Source organism: uncultured Sneathiella sp. (assembly GCF_963976355.1).
GTDB lineage: Bacteria > Pseudomonadota > Alphaproteobacteria > Sneathiellales > Sneathiellaceae > Sneathiella.
On record NZ_CAXBKA010000002.1, the window covers coordinates 581,952 to 596,910 of the forward strand.

Consider the following 14,959-nt stretch of genomic DNA (forward strand, 5'->3'; position numbering starts at 1 on the left):
ATGACAACCCGTGATCTCACAGTTGATCTGGAAGCGGCCATGCCGCTTGCCTTTACCGATTTCGACCCGGCGGCAGCAGACCGCCGGGCCGGTCTCGTGATCGTCGATGAGGTCAACGGGTTTGCCACCGTCGGGGCGGGTGCGCTCGCGCCGCCCGCGCCCAATGAACAGGTTTCAACGATGGTATCGGAAACGGTTATTCTCGCCCGGCATTTTACCGCGCAAGGCTGGCCGATCCTCGCCTTTCAGGATACCCATATCCCCGGCAAGCCCGAACCGCCCTATCCGCCGCATTGCGAGGCGGGCACAGGCGAGGAGGAGTTGGTGCCGGAGCTTAAATGGCTGGAACAGGATGCCAATACGACGCTTGTCCGCAAGGACTGCATCAATGGCTTTATCGGGGCCACGCGCGCCGATGGCAGCAATGCCGTGGCCGACTGGGTTAAGGCGAACGGGATCACCGACCTTCTGGTTGTCGGTATCTGCACCGATATCTGTGTGATGGATTTCGTCCTGACCTCCTTGAGCGCCCGCAATCACGACATGATGCCGGGATTGAAGGATATCCATGTCTATGACAAGGGTTGCTCGACCTATGATCTACCGCGGAGCGTTGCCGAGGAGATCGGCTATGGCGCCACCGCCGCCCATCCACAGGACGTGACCCATTATATGGGGCTTTATTTCATGGCGAGCCGCGGCGCGCAGCTTGTCAACAAGGTGCTGCTTCCCGCATAATGATCCCGCCCGTCAAAAATAAAAAGGGAGAGATCATGACAATCACTGCAAATGGAATAGAGTTTGAAACCAGCTTTGAAGGGCCGGAGGACGCGCCTGTCGTCACGATGAGCCATTCGCTCTGCTGCGATCTCACCGCCTGGGACGAACTGGCCGAAGACCTCAAGAAAGATCATCGCGTGCTTCGCTATTCCTTGCGCGGCCATGGCAAGAGCGCGCCCACTCCCGGACCCTATGATTTCGGCATGCTGGCGGCCGATGTGGCGTCGATCCAGAATGTCTATGGCGTGACGAAAAGCCATTTCGTCGGCCTCTCCATCGGCGGTATGATCGCGCAGGAATTTGCGTTGCGCTATCCGGATCGGGTCGACAGGCTGGTGATTTCCAGCTCCCTCTGTGCATTGCCCGACGGGGCGGCGGCGCTCTGGCCGGAACGCATCCGCCTCGCGGCGGAGCAGGGTCTGGCGGCGACGGTCGAGCCGACCATGTCCCGCTGGTTCGTTGAGGGCTCCCTCGATAACCGGCCCGAGCTTGACGCGCGGGTCCGCAAGATGATCGTTGACACCTCCGTTGAGGGATATATCGGCTGTTGCCACGCGATTGCCGGTATCGACCTCAAGGACCGCATTCCGGCGATCAAGAATAAAACCCTCGTCATTGTCGGACGGGAGGATATGGGCACACCGCTCAGCTCATCGGAACTCATCCACCGGCAGATTGAAGGCTCACGGCTGGTCGTCGTCGATAACGCCGCCCATCAGCTTGCCATGGACAAGCCGGACATCTTCAACGCCGAAGTCCGCAAGCATCTGGCCGAAGTCGCTTAGCCTTCTGCCAGAATGGCGGCATGGTGGCGGATATGATCTTCCATGAAGGTCTGGATGAAATAATAGCTGTGATCATAGCCATCCTGCATCCGGAGGGTGAGGGGCTGCCCTTCTTCCTTGCAGACGCTCTCGAAGATTTCCGGCTTTAGCTGTTCGCTCAGAAACTGATCGGCGCGGCCCTGATCGATCAGGATATGGGACGTGCGCTTGCCATGTTTGACAAGCTCTGTCGCGTCATATTCCGTCCAGCTGGCCTTGTCGGTCCCGAGATACCCCAGAAACGCTTTCTCTCCCCAGGGGCATTGCATGGGGGAGGAAATCGGCGCAAAGGCGGAAACGGATTTGTAGATTTCCGGGTTTTTAAGCGCAATGGTCAGCGCCCCGTGACCGCCCATGGAATGCCCGAAAATGCCGACCCGGTGGACATCGACATTGAATTCCCCGTCGATCAGCAGTCGCAACTCATCGGTCACATAGCTGTACATCCGGTAGCTTCCGGCCCAGGGCTCCTTCACCGCATCGAGGTAAAACCCGGCGCCAGTGCCGAAATCCCAGTCTTCATCCTCTCCGGGCAGGCCGACATCGCGCGGGCTGGTGTCCGGCATGACGAGCATGAGCCCGTGCTCCACCGCGTATTTCTGCGCGCCCGCCTTGATCGTCGCCGTTTCCTCGGTGCAGGTGAGGCCCGCAAGGTAATAAAGCACGGGCACCTTGCCCGCTTTCGTCTGCGGCGGCTGGTATACTGCGAACCGCATCTCCGATCCGGTCTCGCTGGAAATATGCTTATAGAAGCCCTGTGTCCCGTCGAAGCAGGCCTGTTCGGAAATAATGTTCATAATCTCGCTCAGAATGTGACGACGCTGCGGATGGATTTGCCTTCATGCATCAGATCGAAACCGTCATTGATCTTCTCGATCGGCATGACATGGGTGATCAGGTCGTCGATATTGATTTTGCCGTCCATATACCAGTCAACGATTTTCGGAACATCCGTACGGCCTTTCGCGCCGCCGAAGGCTGTGCCTTTCCAGACGCGCCCCGTGACCAGCTGGAACGGCCGGGTGGAGATTTCCTGACCCGCGCCCGCAACACCGATGATGATGCTCTCGCCCCAGCCCTTGTGGCAGCATTCAAGCGCCTGACGCATCACATTCACATTGCCGATGCATTCAAAGGAGTAATCCGCACCGCCCTTGGTGAGGTCGACCAGATAGGGAACGATGTCCCCCTCGACTTCCTTAGGGTTGACGAAATGGGTCATGCCGAATTTTTCGCCGAGCGCCTTGCGGGCCGGATTGAGATCGACGCCGACGATCATGTCGGCACCTGCGAGCTTTGCTCCCTGAATGACGTTGAGGCCGATGCCGCCAAGGCCGAAGACGACGACATTATCGCCGGGCTTGACTTTCGCCGTATTGATGACCGCGCCGATACCGGTGGTGACGCCGCAGCCGATATAGCAGACCTTGTCGAACGGCGCATCCTCGCGGATTTTGGCAAGCGCGATTTCCGGCACGACCGTATAGTTCGCGAAGGTGGAGCAGCCCATGTAATGGAAGACTTTCTCGCCGTTGATCTTGAAGCGGCTGGACCCGTCCGGCATCAGGCCCTGACCCTGGGTCACCCGGATCGCCTGACAGAGGTTGGTCTTGCCGCTCGTGCAATAGTCGCACTGGCGGCATTCCGGGGTGTAGAGCGGAATGACATGATCGCCCTTTTTGAGGGAGGTGACGCCCGGTCCCACATCGACGACGATGCCTGCGCCCTCATGACCGAGAATGGCCGGGAAAATCCCCTCCGGATCCTCCCCCGAGAGGGTGAAAGCGTCTGTATGGCACAGGCCGCTGGCCTTGATCTCGACGAGAACCTCGCCCTCGCGCGGACCATCCAGTGTGACTGTTTCGATCGTGAGCGGGGCTCCGGCCTTGTGGGCAACAGCGGCTTTGACTTCCATATTTCACATCCTCGGTTAGTATTTTAATCAGGGGCGAGTTTGCAGATTTAGGGCTGTTGACGCAAGATATTTCCCGATAAAGTGAGGCCGTTTCTGAAACGCAGGAGAGGCGCATGAAAGTGGATGGAAAGCCCTATCGCAGCATCTGGCTGGCGGAGGATGGATGGTCTGTTGATATTATCGATCAGACGCGGCTACCCCATGAATTCCGCGTGGTGAAACTTGAAACGCTGGATCAGGCGGCCCATGCGATTAAGGCGATGCTGGTGCGCGGTGCGCCGCTGATCGGGGCGACGGCGGCCTATGGCGTCTGTCTCGGTCTCAGGACGGATGCCAGCGACAGCGCCCTGCGGAATATGTGCGAGACATTGATCGCGACCCGGCCGACGGCGGTCAACCTGCGGTGGGCCATCCGCGCCATGCAGGAGCTGCTCCTCCCGTTGCCGGAGGGCGAGCGCGTGTCCGCGGCCTACGAGAAGGCGGCGCAGATTTGCGATGAGGATGTCGCGATCAACGGCGCCATCGGCGATCACGGACTGGAGGTTTTCCGGCAGGTCTGGAGAGCGAAGGGACAGGAGGGAAAACTCAATATCCTCACCCATTGCAATGCGGGCTGGCTGGCGACGGTGGATTGGGGCACGGCGCTCTCGCCCATCTACAAGGCGCATGATGCGGGCATCCCGGTGCATGTCTGGGTCGATGAGACGCGGCCCCGCAATCAGGGCGCCCATCTCACTTGCTGGGAACTTGGCAAGCATGGCGTGCCGCATACTCTTGTCGTCGATAATGCCGGCGGGCATCTGATGCAGCACGGTCTTGTCGATCTCTGTATCACGGGCACGGACCGGACGACGGCATCGGGGGATGTCTGCAACAAGATCGGCACGTACCTGAAGGCGCTCGCGGCGAAGGATAACGATGTGCCGTTTTATGTCGCGCTGCCCGGGCCGACCATCGACTGGGAAATCGACGATGGCGTGAAGGATATCCCGATTGAAATTCGCGACAGCCATGAGGTCGATTATATTCAGGGGCTGGACCGGAGCGGTGAGGTGGGCGAGGTGCGCATCCTGCCCGAAGACAGCCCCTCCGCCAACTATGCCTTCGATGTGACCCCGGCGCGGCTTGTAACGGGGCTAATCACCGAACGCGGCGTCTGCGCTGCCTCGAAAGAGGGGCTGGCCGGGCTTTATGCGTCCGCATCATAAAGCCTGAGCTGGGTATCAAGGTCGTCCCGGATAAAGCCGAGCACCATCTCATCGAGGCTTTCGTCTTTCGCAAAACCGAGGGCATCGGCGCGGGCGGAGCGGGTTGCCTTCGGCCAACCATTGACGATCTTCTGAATGGCCGGATCGGCTTCCCAAAGAATTTTTCCGATGCTCCGGTTGCCCCGCTGCCGCTCCACCGCCGCCGCCATTTCCCCGGCGCTGACGGAAATGCCCGTCAACAGCAGCGACCGGCTCATGCCAAAGGCGTCCGCCGGGAGGTCATGGGCATGGATCAGAGCCGCGATGATCTTCGCGGGCGACATGCAGGCCATGGGCGTTGCCTCGCTCACAGGGCAGATTGCATCGCGGCCGCAGAGCGGTTCGCGGATGATGGAACTCGCCCAGGTCGAGGCAGCCTTGTTGGGAAGGCCGGTGCGCACGGAAATCGTCGGCAGGCGGAGTGAGCGCCCGTCGATAAAGCCTTTGCGGCTGTAGTCCTGGACCAGCAATTCCCCCATGACTTTCGCCGTCCCGTAGGAGGTTTGCGGGACTTGCGCCGTCTCGTCCGTCACCACATCGGGGAGTGTTCCGCCATAGGTCGCGATCGAGCTCGTGAACAGAAGTTTCGGTGCATGGGACAGGGCGCGCGCCGCCTCCAGCACATGGCGGGTGCCGTCGAGATTGATGCGGTAGCCGAGATCGAAATCCGCTTCCGCATGGGCGCTCACCACGGCAGCGAGATGAAAAATGCTCGCCGTTTGCTCATCGATCAGCTGTGCGACCGTGGCAGCATCGGAAATGTCGCCGGAGACATAGCGGAGGCGGTCATCAAAGATATCAATATCCGGCGCGATATCGAAAAGGACGAGTTCTGATATCTCCGCCTTTTTCCCATCCGCGCCGACCGCATACCCGCGCGCGAGCAGGGCCTTCGCAAGCCGTTTGCCGATAAAGCCCGCGCCGCCCGTGATGATAATTTTCATGCGGATTTCCTCTGCCGGATGCGCCATTCAAAACAGTCGTCGCCATAGTCCTGCCGTAGTAAAACTTCCAGTACGAGAAAGCGGTTATGCACGGCAAGAGCGCCCTGCCAGAGCTGATTCCAGGTCTCGAAGACTGAAGTCGGGTGCGGGCCGGCGCCGCGCATCAGCCGCCACCCTTTCTGGCGGATAAGATAGACATTGCCGCTTTTCTCCATCTCCACTTCGTCGTCATGACCATCGATCATCCCGGCGAGATAGCGGGCGAAGGCTTCTATGCCGTCTCCGGTAATGCCGAGGCTGTCGGCGGTCTGGCGATAGAACTGCTTGCCGATCAGTTGCGCGGTGATGCCGCCGAAGACATTGGCGTCCATCGGTCCGAATATCTCGGCAAGAATGATCAGGGAATTTTTAGCATATTCCATGGAATAATTACGGTTGGCCTTTTGCAGCCGTTCCTCCGGCCAGGTGGAAGTATCCAGCGTCGGTGCAGCGGAGGGATCGAAGGGCGGGGCAATCTCGCCGGGCGCGAACTGCAATCTTTCCTCCGGTGCGAGGTCGTGATCGAAGACCTTGAAATAGCCGGCCATGCCATATTGCCCGTCCATATCCTGCGAGGTGCAGACGAAGCCGAGCCGCGGGTTTTTGAGGCTCACCCCGTTCTGCGCATACCAGCCCCTGAGATAGCCGTGATTGACCTCGAGCGGCACGCCGCAGATGGCGGCGCCGTCGTAAATCCAGCGGGGATGGCAGAAATGCACCCAGGCTTTCTCATCGCTCTCATACATATATTCGACGGGCACGCCGCCAACGCCGTTGGAGAGATAATGATATTGTGCGCAGGCGACCGCATCCGGCAGGTCCGAAAGGCCGAGTTTCTCGAAACTCGACAGGAATTTCTCATGATGCTGACGGCGGAACACATGGAAGGAGAGGTCACCGGCCGCCGCATGGCTCTTGCGGAGCGCAAGGGTGAGCAGCAGTCCTGTGAAGTAAGCATGGTAAAGGGCCGCAACGGCCGCGTATCTGTCCTGTTTCGTTGATGTATCCAGCATGAGCTTTATCCCGATCCGGTCGTTGTTTTTATTGTTCTTGATTTTGAAAAGTAGCATTGGAATGCCGGTTTCGCCAGCCCTCAGTCGACATACGAATTGATACAAATAATGTTGTAAATTTTATAAATATGTATCATATTAGGAAATCACGATCCAACTCGGGAGCAGGGTGCGATTATGGAGGCAAGAACGGACGATCTCGACAGGCTGGACGCGGAGTTCCAGGCAAAAGTGGATGCGGAACAGCGTATCGAGCCGAAAGACTGGATGCCGGACAGATACCGCCGGACCCTGATCCGCCAGATGTCGCAGCATGCGCATTCGGAAGTTGTCGGAATGCTGCCGGAAGGCAACTGGCTGACCCGGGCGCCGAGCCTGAAGCGCAAAGCCATCCTGATGGCGAAAATCCAGGATGAGGGCGGCCACGGGCTGTATCTTTACAGCGCCACCGAAACCCTCGGTATTTCCCGCGACGAGATGTTTGACCAGCTCCATACGGGCAAGGCGAAATATTCCACGATTTTCAATTACCCGACGCTGACCTGGGCGGATGTGGGCGCGATCGGCTGGCTGGTAGATGGCGCGGCGATTACCAACCAGATTGCGCTCTGCCGCTGTTCCTACGGTCCCTATGCGCGGGCGATGATCCGCATCTGCAAGGAGGAAAGCTTCCATCAGCGGCAGGGCTACGAGATCATGATGACCATGGCGCAAGGGACAAAGGAACAGAAGGAGATGGCGCAGGATGCGCTGAACCGCTGGTGGTGGCCGACCCTGATGATGTTCGGTCCTAATGATTCCAACTCCGCCAATTCCGCGCAATCGATGAAATGGAAGATCAAGCGACAGAGCAATGACGAGCTGCGCCAGAAATTTATCGATGCGACGGTACCGCAGGCGGAATATCTCGGCCTGACGATCCCCGACGATGAGCTGAAATGGAATGAAGAACGCGGCGCCTATGACTTCGGCGAGATCGACTGGGAAGAATTCAAGGCGGTCGTCAGCGGCAACGGGCTCTGCAACCGGGAGCGGCTGAAAGCCCGCATTGATGCGCATGACGGCGGAAAATGGGTGCGCGATGCCGCGCTTGCCTATGCCGCGAAGAAAGCGGCCCGCAAGGCCGAAGCCGCGTGAAGGGAGAGGTCAGATGACACAGGACAGCCGGGACGAACTCCCGCTCTATGAGGTTTTTATCCGCAGCAAGAACGGCCTTGACCACAAACATGTCGGCAGCCTGCATGCCTCCGATGCCGAGATGGCGCTGACCAATGCCCGCGATGTCTATACCCGCCGCGGCGAGGGGGTCAGCATCTGGGTGGTGAAGTCGACAGATATCGTCGCCTCCTCCCCGGAGGACCGGGGCAGCTTCTACGAGCCGAGCGACGACAAGCTCTATCGCCATCCGACTTTCTATGACCTGCCCGACGAAGTCGGCCATATGTGAGGCGTCATGACCGACAGGGACATGCTTTTCGACTATCTCTTGCGCCTTGGGGATAACAGCCTGATCCTTGGGCAGCGGCTTGCCGAATGGACCGGCCATACCCCGATGCTGGAAGAGGATCTGGCGCTGACCAATGTCGGGCTCGACCTGATCGGTCAGGCGCGAATGCTGCTCACCTATGCGGGCGAGGTGGAGGGGAAGGGGCGCGATGAAGACCGGCTCGCCTTTCACCGCGACACGGCGGAATGGCGCAATCTTCTGCTGCTGGAACAGCCGAACGGCGATTTCGCGAAAACCATGGCGCGGCAGTTCTTTTTCGATCAGTTCCAGTATCTTCAGTTCGAGGCGCTTAGCACGTCCAGTGAAGAGAGGCTGGCAGGAATTGCGGCCAAATCCCTGAAGGAAATCGCCTATCACCGCCGTCATAGCACCGACTGGATTCTCCGCCTTGGCGATGGCACAGCGGAAAGCCATGAGAGAATGCAGACCGCCATTGACGAACTCTGGGGCTTCGTGCCGGAAATGTTCGAGATGGACGCAACCGACGACGCCTTGCTCGTCGCCGGAATCGGCATCGATGTTGCCCGCCTGCGCGCCGCGTGGGATGCGGCGGTGAATGATGTGCTGGTGGAAGCCACGCTCGCACGGCCCAAGGATAGCTGGTCCGTTCGCGGGAGCCGGGAAGGCAAGCATTCCGAGCATCTGGGCTATATCCTTGCCGAGATGCAGTTTTTGCAACGCGCCTATCCTGATGCAAAATGGTGACCGTACCCGCCGCCGATGAGATTCTTGATATCCTGGATCTGGTGAAGGATCCGGAGATACCGGCGGTGAGCGTCCGGGATATGGGGATCATCCGCCGGGTTGAGGAAGCGGAAGACCGCCTTAAAATCGTGATCACCCCCACCTATAGCGGCTGTCCGGCGATGGAGGTGATCGAGCGAGATATCGCGACGATGCTGACGCTGCACGGCCTGAATGATTTCGATGTGGAAACCGAGATTTCCCCCGCCTGGACAACGGACTGGATCACCGAGGCGGGGCGGCAAAAGCTCCGGGATTATGGCATCGCGCCGCCCGCAAACAGGGGCAAGGCCGCGCTTATGGGGCAGGAGGCGGTGGCCTGTCCGCAATGCGATTCCTCCAATACCGATCTGGTCAGCGAGTTCGGCTCGACCGCCTGCAAGGCGCTTTATAAATGTCGGGACTGCCTGGAACCCTTCGATTATTTCAAATGCGTGTAGGACGGTGACATGACGGTTTTCCATTCCCTGAAAATCAAGGATGTGGTGCGCGAGACGAAGGATGCGGTCTCAATCTCCTTCGAGGTCCCGGAGGCCCTGAAAGATGCCTATCGTTTCACGCAAGGACAGCATCTGACGCTGAAAGAATTATTGGACGGAGAGGTGTTGCGCCGCTCCTATTCCATTTGCAGCGCGGTGGGTGATCCGGAATTACGCGTCGCCATCAAGCGGCTCGATGGCGGGAAATTTTCGAGCCATGCAAACCAGAACCTCAAACCCGGCGCGATGATCGAGGTGATGGAGCCGCAGGGCCGCTTTTTCACCCCGCTCGATGCCAACAACAGAAAACATTACTTCGCCGTCGCGGCGGGTAGCGGGATCACGCCGATCCTCTCCATCATCAAGACGATCCTGAAGACGGAACCCTTCTCCCGCGTGACCCTCATCTACGGGAACCGGAGGGTATCGGGCATTCTTTTCCTGGAAGCGCTTGAGGATCTGAAGAACATCTTTCCCGACCGTTTCAACCTGATGCATATCCTGAGCCGGGAACATCAGGACGCGGCGATTTTCAATGGCCGTATCAGCGCGGCGAAATGCGAGGAACTTGCCGCCGGGGCGCTCGATATCACGACGGTGGATGATGCCTTTCTCTGCGGCCCCGAGCAGATGATCATGGATGTGCGGGACTTTCTGCTGAGGAAAGGACTTACGAGCGATCATATCCATTTCGAGCTTTTCATCACCGATGCGGCGATTGCCGCGGGTAACCGGCCCGCGCCGGTCGCAGATAGCGGCCCGAAACGCCATGTGAAAATCATTCTCGGAGGGCGCAAGACGGATATCGAGGTGGCGGAGGACGGCGTCTCCATCCTCGATCGGGCCTTGCAGGAAGGGCTTGACCTTCCCTACGCCTGCAAGGGCGGGGTCTGCTCTACCTGCCGCGCCAAGGTGCTGCAGGGAGAGGTCGAGATGGATATCAATTACGCGCTTGAAGACGATGAGGTGGCGGAGGGCTATGTGCTGACCTGCCAGTCGCATCCGCTGACCGATGATGTCATCGTCGATTTCGATGTCTGAGGATCAGTAATTCGCGACGCCCGGCACCCGGCATTGATAGGTGGTGTAGGTCTCCATCGGCAGGCAGGCATTGCTGACGCTGATGACGAGGTTGCCCTTGCAGTCGCTGAAGGAGACCCATCCCTCGATATGGTCGATGCGGCCGCCCCCTTCGCCATTGCCGTCATAGATATTGAGGATCGACACATCCTTGATCCGGTCCTTGGGGATCGTGAGGCCCGCAATTTCATCCTCGATCACCTTCTGGCAGCGACCGCTGACAAGATCGGCGGAGGCTATCGTCGTAAAGGCGAGGGAGGAAAGACAGGCGATGGTCAGCAAAGCGAGGGAACGTCTCATGGTTACACTCCGGATAAGCTCTTTCCCTAAAGCTATGCCGAATTTAGCAGGAGACAACATGGCGGCGGTAATATTTTCGTGTCGGCGTCAGAAATCCGTCTTCACGCCGCCTTCGGCGATGCGCTTGTCGATGAACTCGTTCAGTTCCTCAAGCCGCGCCGGATCATGGGCGGGCGGTTCATACTCCGCCAGGATCGACTTGTAGATCGTATTGGCCCGTTTCAGGGCGTCGGGCGATCCGGCCTCGGTCCAGCTTTCGAAATTCCGCCAGTCGGAGAGAATGGGCTCGTAAAAAGCGGTCTGATAGCGCGCCTGCGTATGCTGGGTGCCGAAGAAATGGCCGCCGTGCCCGGCTTCGCGCATGGCATCTAACCCTAAGGATTCTTCCGATGTATCAATGGGTTTCATCATTTCGATCATCATCTGGATCATCTCGACATCCATGATGACCTTCTCGAAGCTGGCGCTGAGGCCGCCTTCCAGCCAGCCTGCCGCATGCTTGACGAAATTGGCCCCGCCGAGGACGAGCGACCAGAGCGACATCTCGGATTCATAGGCGGCCTGCGCATCGGCGGCGTTCGACGCATTCACGTTTGACGACCGGTACGGCAGGTTATAGCGGCGGATCAGTTGGCCGCTGGCGATGGTCGCCTTCGCATATTCCGGCGTCCCGAAGGCGGGTGCGCCCGACTTCATATCCACATTGGAGGTAAAGCCGCCATAAATGACCGGCGCGCCGGGGCGAACCGTCTGGGCGAGGCTCAGTCCGGCGAGCGCCTCGGCATTCTGCTGGGTCAGGGCTCCAGCGAGGGTGACCGGTGCCATCGCGCCCGAGAGGGTGAAGGGGGTGAGGGCAACCACCTGCCCATGGGCCGCCATCTCGATAATCCCCTCCAGCATCGGCTGATCCAGCATCAGGGGCGAGTTGGAGTTGATAATGGTAAAGAGGCTCGGCTGCTTCAGCATTTCCTCATGGCTGATGCCGCGCATGATCCGCGCCATCTCGATGCCGTCAAGATTGCGGTCGCGGCCGAGGGAGTAGATGTAGGGCACCTTCTCGGTCAGCGTCGCAAAATCCCGCCCACATTCCAGATGCCGGATGGAGGCGTGAATATCGACCGGCTCCACCGGATAGCCGCCGCTGGTTCCGAGGATATTGAGACTCTGGGTCAGCTTCAGGAAATTGCGGTAATCTTTCTGGTTACCGGTCCGCCGCCCGCCATCGAGATCGGTGGCGTTCGGCGTACTGGCCACCATGGAGAAAACGAGGTTCTTCCCGCCGATATCGAGGTTGCACTCCGGGTTCGGGGCATGCAGGACAAATTCGGACGGGGCATGGGAGAGCGCCTCCATGACGAAGCCGCGATCGAAATAGACGATCTGCTTGTCCTCATCGACCTTTTGCCCGGCGTTTTTGAGTATTTCCCGTGCGCGCGGCAGGCGGACCATGATCCCGATATTCTCCAGGATATCCATGGTGGCATTGTGAATATCCTCAATCTGGTCCTCAGAAAGAAGCTCTACCGGCTTGAATGTATTAATGACTTTCTGTCTTGGTAGTTGGGTGAAGCTGGCCTTGACGCGGCTTCCGCGTCGTGATCGCCGCCCGGAGGACCGTTCATTTCGTCTCGACATGCTCAGTTCCTTTCAAAGGTTCAGCTTATCCCCGCATCCGTTCCGCCATCGGATCGAGCAGTGGGTCCAGCACCATTCGCGCGGGCCGCATTTCACCCAAGATCTCGATTTCAAACTGCCCGCCGTCCTCGATCATTTCGGGCGGAGTGAAGCCAAGCGCGACGGATTTTCCGACATAATGGGCATAGCCGCCGGAAGTGACGAACCCGATCACCTTGCCGTTTTTCCAGATCGGCTCATCCCCATGGACATCGGCATCCAGTGCATCGACGACAAAGGTCGAAAGCTTGCGCGTCACGCCCGCCGCCTTTTCCTTCAGCACAGCGGCCTTGCCGATGAAGTCGGCGGGCTTGTTATAGGCAACGAAGCGGTCAAGGCCGGTTTCCTCCGGTGTGTAGTCTGGCTTGAACTCCCGCATCCAGGAACCGAATGATTTTTCAAGCCGGAGGCTCATCATGGCCCGCATGCCAAACGGGGTGAGGCCGAATTCCTCTCCCGCCTCGGCGAGGACCTCATAGAGGGCAACCTGCTCATCGGCGGGCACATAGATTTCGTAGCCGAGATCGCCGGTATAGGTCACTCGCTGGACGATGGCATCGGAAAGCCCGACCCCCATGCGCTTCACGGCCATGAAGGGAAAGGCCTCGGTCGAGACATCTTCGTAAGTCACTTTCGCAAGCAGGTCGCGCGCCCTTGGTCCGGCAATCTGGAAACCGATGCGTTTCAGGGAGACATTCTCGATCTCGACGCCTTCCTCGGGCAGATGATCCCAGAACCAGCGAAGGTGATAGCCCTGCGCCCCGAAGGAGGCGGTGAGCTGGAACTCCTCTTCCGCCAGCCGCGCAATGGTGAAATCGCCGATCAGCCGTCCTTTCGGGCTCAGCATCGGGCTCAGGCTCATGCGGCCGACCTTCGGCACGCGCCCTGCCATGATCCAGTCGATCCAGTCCGCCGCCTTGGGGCCGGTCACTTTGTATTTCCCGAAGTTGTGGATTTCGGTGATGCCGACTTTTTCGCGCACGGCCCGGCATTCGGCGCCCACCGCGTCAAAGGCGTTGGACCGGCGGAAGGACGGCGTCTCAAGGAGCGGCTCGCCCTCGGGTGCGAAGTAGTTGACCGCTTCCATCCCGTAGGCCTGGCCGAACACGGCACGCTGTATTTTCCAGAGCGGATAGGCGGGCGTCGTCTGGAAGGGCCGTGCGGCGGGCAGTTCCTCATTGGGGTAGGAGATGCTGAAGCGTCGCTGATAATTCTCAGTCACTTTCTTGCGCGCATAGGGACGGGAGCAATAGTCGCCGTAGCGCGCCACATCCATCGCGAAGACATCGCGGGTCGGTTCGCCCTCGATCATCCATTCGGCGAGGGTGAGGCCGACGCCGCCGCCCTGGCTGAAGCCCGCCATCACGGCACAGGCCGACCAGTAGTTCCTGAGCCCCGGCACCGGCCCGACCAGCGGGTTGCCGTCCGGCGCGAAGGTGAAGGGGCCGTTGATCACATTCTTGATCCCGGCTTTCTCCAGCACCGGGAAGCGATTGAAGGCGAACTCCATGCTGTCGCTGATGCGGTCAAGATTGTCGGGCAGCAGCTCATGGCCGAAATCGAGCGGTGTGCCGTTGACCGCCCAGGGATCGGCATCCTGCTCGTAAAAGCCGATGACGAGGCCGCGCCCTTCCTGACGGAGATAGCTTTCCCCTTCCGGGTCCATGACATGAGGATGCTCACGGCCCAATTCATAGATTTCCGGGATATCCTCGGTCACCAGATACTGATGCTCCATCGGATGGAGGGGGAGGAAGATGCCGACCATCTCGCCCAGCTCCCGCGCCCACAGACCGCCGGCATTGACCACATATTCCGCGTTGATCGTGCCGTCCTTTGTAACGACCTGCCAGCTTCCGTCGGTCTGCGGGTTGAGTTCCAGTACCGGGTTGCGAAGATAAATCTCCGCGCCGAGCTTGCGGGCGCACATGGCATAGGCATGGGTGGTGCCGGACGGATCGAGATGACCGTCGAGCGGATCATAAAGTCCGCCGATCACGCCCTCGACATTGGTGATGGGCGAGAGTTCCTTTATCTCCTCCGGTCCGATGATATGGGTATCGAGCCCCATATAGCGATGCTTCGCCCGCTCGGACTTGAGGTAATCCATGCGATCCGGCGTGCCCGCAAGGGTGATGCCGCCGACATGATGCAGGCCGCAGGACTGGCCCGACAGCTCCTCCAGTTCCTTATAGAGCTTGATGGTGTAGCCCTGCAGGGCAGAGATATTGGTATCGGAGTTGATGGTATGAAATCCGCCCGCGGCGTGCCAGGTGGAACCGGAGGTTAGCTCAGATCGTTCGATCAGTGCTATATCGGTCCAGCCCAGCTTGGCCAGATGATACAGAACGGAACATCCGACGACACCCCCGCCGATCACGGCGACCTTGACATGGGATTTCATAACCTCTCC

15 protein-coding genes are annotated in these 14,959 nt (G+C 59.3%); 8 read left to right on the top strand and 7 right to left on the bottom strand.

Translation table 11 applies throughout. The annotated features are described in order from the left end of the window. Together AAC599_RS06485 and AAC599_RS06490 are read left to right on the top strand one after the other, a co-directional pair. A complete protein-coding gene (locus AAC599_RS06485) occupies positions 1-738 on the top strand; it encodes an isochorismatase family protein (protein WP_340149594.1) in 738 nt (245 codons plus the stop codon). Positions 739-773: 35 nt separating this feature from the next. Beyond that, positions 774-1,565 carry an alpha/beta fold hydrolase gene (locus AAC599_RS06490; RefSeq protein WP_340149595.1) on the top strand — a complete coding sequence of 264 codons (792 nt, stop codon included), beginning with the start codon at positions 774-776 and terminating at the stop codon, positions 1,563-1,565. Here AAC599_RS06490 and fghA read toward each other — a convergent pair. Both fghA and AAC599_RS06500 read right to left on the bottom strand, forming a co-directional pair. Further along, positions 1,562-2,401 (bottom strand): S-formylglutathione hydrolase, encoded by an 840-nt coding sequence (fghA, locus tag AAC599_RS06495; protein ID WP_340149596.1) that lies wholly within the window; start codon positions 2,399-2,401, stop codon positions 1,562-1,564. The genes AAC599_RS06490 and fghA overlap by 4 nt on opposite strands. A gap of 8 nt (positions 2,402-2,409) precedes the next feature. After that, complete coding sequence (locus AAC599_RS06500; protein WP_340149597.1) at positions 2,410-3,519, bottom strand: S-(hydroxymethyl)glutathione dehydrogenase/class III alcohol dehydrogenase; 1,110 nt, start codon at positions 3,517-3,519, stop codon at positions 2,410-2,412. Positions 3,520-3,632: 113 nt separating this feature from the next. Between AAC599_RS06500 and mtnA the strand changes: the two genes are divergently transcribed. Further along, complete coding sequence (gene mtnA, locus AAC599_RS06505) at positions 3,633-4,727, top strand: S-methyl-5-thioribose-1-phosphate isomerase (RefSeq protein WP_340149598.1); 1,095 nt, start codon at positions 3,633-3,635, stop codon at positions 4,725-4,727. Here the strand turns inward: mtnA and denD are convergent. Further along, entirely contained in the window at positions 4,709-5,710 is a 1,002-nt protein-coding gene (denD, locus tag AAC599_RS06510) for a D-erythronate dehydrogenase (protein ID WP_340149599.1), read from the bottom strand. The genes mtnA and denD overlap by 19 nt on opposite strands. Further along, a complete protein-coding gene (locus AAC599_RS06515; RefSeq protein ID WP_340149600.1) occupies positions 5,707-6,762 on the bottom strand; it encodes a hypothetical protein in 1,056 nt (351 codons plus the stop codon). The genes denD and AAC599_RS06515 overlap by 4 nt, the downstream gene beginning before the upstream one ends. A 177-nt stretch (positions 6,763-6,939) precedes the next feature. Between AAC599_RS06515 and paaA the strand changes: the two genes are divergently transcribed. The 5 genes from paaA to paaE are packed head-to-tail and all read left to right on the top strand — an operon-like array spanning position 6,940 to position 10,533. Beyond that, a complete protein-coding gene (gene paaA, locus AAC599_RS06520) occupies positions 6,940-7,899 on the top strand; it encodes a 1,2-phenylacetyl-CoA epoxidase subunit PaaA (RefSeq protein WP_340149601.1) in 960 nt (319 codons plus the stop codon). Between the two features lie 13 nt (positions 7,900-7,912). After that, positions 7,913-8,209, top strand: coding sequence for a 1,2-phenylacetyl-CoA epoxidase subunit PaaB (paaB, locus tag AAC599_RS06525; RefSeq protein WP_340149602.1), 297 nt, complete (start codon positions 7,913-7,915; stop codon positions 8,207-8,209). A gap of 6 nt (positions 8,210-8,215) precedes the next feature. Next, positions 8,216-8,974: a 1,2-phenylacetyl-CoA epoxidase subunit PaaC gene (gene paaC / locus AAC599_RS06530; protein WP_340149603.1), complete on the top strand. Its 759-nt coding sequence runs from the start codon at positions 8,216-8,218 to the stop codon at positions 8,972-8,974. Further along, complete coding sequence (gene paaD, locus AAC599_RS06535; RefSeq protein ID WP_340149604.1) at positions 8,968-9,453, top strand: 1,2-phenylacetyl-CoA epoxidase subunit PaaD; 486 nt, start codon at positions 8,968-8,970, stop codon at positions 9,451-9,453. The genes paaC and paaD overlap by 7 nt, the downstream gene beginning before the upstream one ends. A 9-nt stretch (positions 9,454-9,462) precedes the next feature. Further along, positions 9,463-10,533 (top strand): 1,2-phenylacetyl-CoA epoxidase subunit PaaE, encoded by a 1,071-nt coding sequence (gene paaE / locus AAC599_RS06540; RefSeq protein WP_340149605.1) that lies wholly within the window; start codon positions 9,463-9,465, stop codon positions 10,531-10,533. A 3-nt stretch (positions 10,534-10,536) separates the two neighbouring features. On the opposite strand, the gene AAC599_RS06545 is transcribed toward paaE, so the two are convergent. From AAC599_RS06545 to AAC599_RS06555, 3 genes are all read right to left on the bottom strand, one after another. Then, complete coding sequence (locus tag AAC599_RS06545; RefSeq protein ID WP_340149606.1) at positions 10,537-10,872, bottom strand: hypothetical protein; 336 nt, start codon at positions 10,870-10,872, stop codon at positions 10,537-10,539. 87 nt (positions 10,873-10,959) lie between these two features. Beyond that, positions 10,960-12,507, bottom strand: coding sequence for a trimethylamine methyltransferase family protein (locus AAC599_RS06550; protein ID WP_340149607.1), 1,548 nt, complete (start codon positions 12,505-12,507; stop codon positions 10,960-10,962). A gap of 25 nt (positions 12,508-12,532) precedes the next feature. Continuing rightward, positions 12,533-14,950: an FAD-dependent oxidoreductase gene (locus AAC599_RS06555; RefSeq protein ID WP_340149608.1), complete on the bottom strand. Its 2,418-nt coding sequence runs from the start codon at positions 14,948-14,950 to the stop codon at positions 12,533-12,535. Between the last annotated feature and the right edge of the window lie 9 nt (positions 14,951-14,959).

Bases quoted from the DNA above. Each gene is read 5' to 3' on its own strand.
- denD (WP_340149599.1), bottom strand. From the start codon at position 5,710: ATGAAAATTATCATCACGGGCGGCGCGGGCTTTATCGGCAAACGGCTT.
- fghA (WP_340149596.1), bottom strand. From the start codon at position 2,401: ATGAACATTATTTCCGAACAGGCCTGCTTCGACGGGACACAGGGCTTC.
- paaB (WP_340149602.1), top strand. From the start codon at position 7,913: ATGACACAGGACAGCCGGGACGAACTCCCGCTCTATGAGGTTTTTATC.
- paaE (WP_340149605.1), top strand. From the start codon at position 9,463: ATGACGGTTTTCCATTCCCTGAAAATCAAGGATGTGGTGCGCGAGACG.
- paaC (WP_340149603.1), top strand. From the start codon at position 8,216: ATGACCGACAGGGACATGCTTTTCGACTATCTCTTGCGCCTTGGGGAT.
- AAC599_RS06485 (WP_340149594.1), top strand. From the start codon at position 1: ATGACAACCCGTGATCTCACAGTTGATCTGGAAGCGGCCATGCCGCTT.
- AAC599_RS06500 (WP_340149597.1), bottom strand. From the start codon at position 3,519: ATGGAAGTCAAAGCCGCTGTTGCCCACAAGGCCGGAGCCCCGCTCACG.
- paaD (WP_340149604.1), top strand. From the start codon at position 8,968: ATGGTGACCGTACCCGCCGCCGATGAGATTCTTGATATCCTGGATCTG.
- AAC599_RS06555 (WP_340149608.1), bottom strand. From the start codon at position 14,950: ATGAAATCCCATGTCAAGGTCGCCGTGATCGGCGGGGGTGTCGTCGGA.
- AAC599_RS06515 (WP_340149600.1), bottom strand. From the start codon at position 6,762: ATGCTGGATACATCAACGAAACAGGACAGATACGCGGCCGTTGCGGCC.
- paaA (WP_340149601.1), top strand. From the start codon at position 6,940: ATGGAGGCAAGAACGGACGATCTCGACAGGCTGGACGCGGAGTTCCAG.
- AAC599_RS06490 (WP_340149595.1), top strand. From the start codon at position 774: ATGACAATCACTGCAAATGGAATAGAGTTTGAAACCAGCTTTGAAGGG.
- AAC599_RS06550 (WP_340149607.1), bottom strand. From the start codon at position 12,507: ATGTCGAGACGAAATGAACGGTCCTCCGGGCGGCGATCACGACGCGGA.
- mtnA (WP_340149598.1), top strand. From the start codon at position 3,633: ATGAAAGTGGATGGAAAGCCCTATCGCAGCATCTGGCTGGCGGAGGAT.
- AAC599_RS06545 (WP_340149606.1), bottom strand. From the start codon at position 10,872: ATGAGACGTTCCCTCGCTTTGCTGACCATCGCCTGTCTTTCCTCCCTC.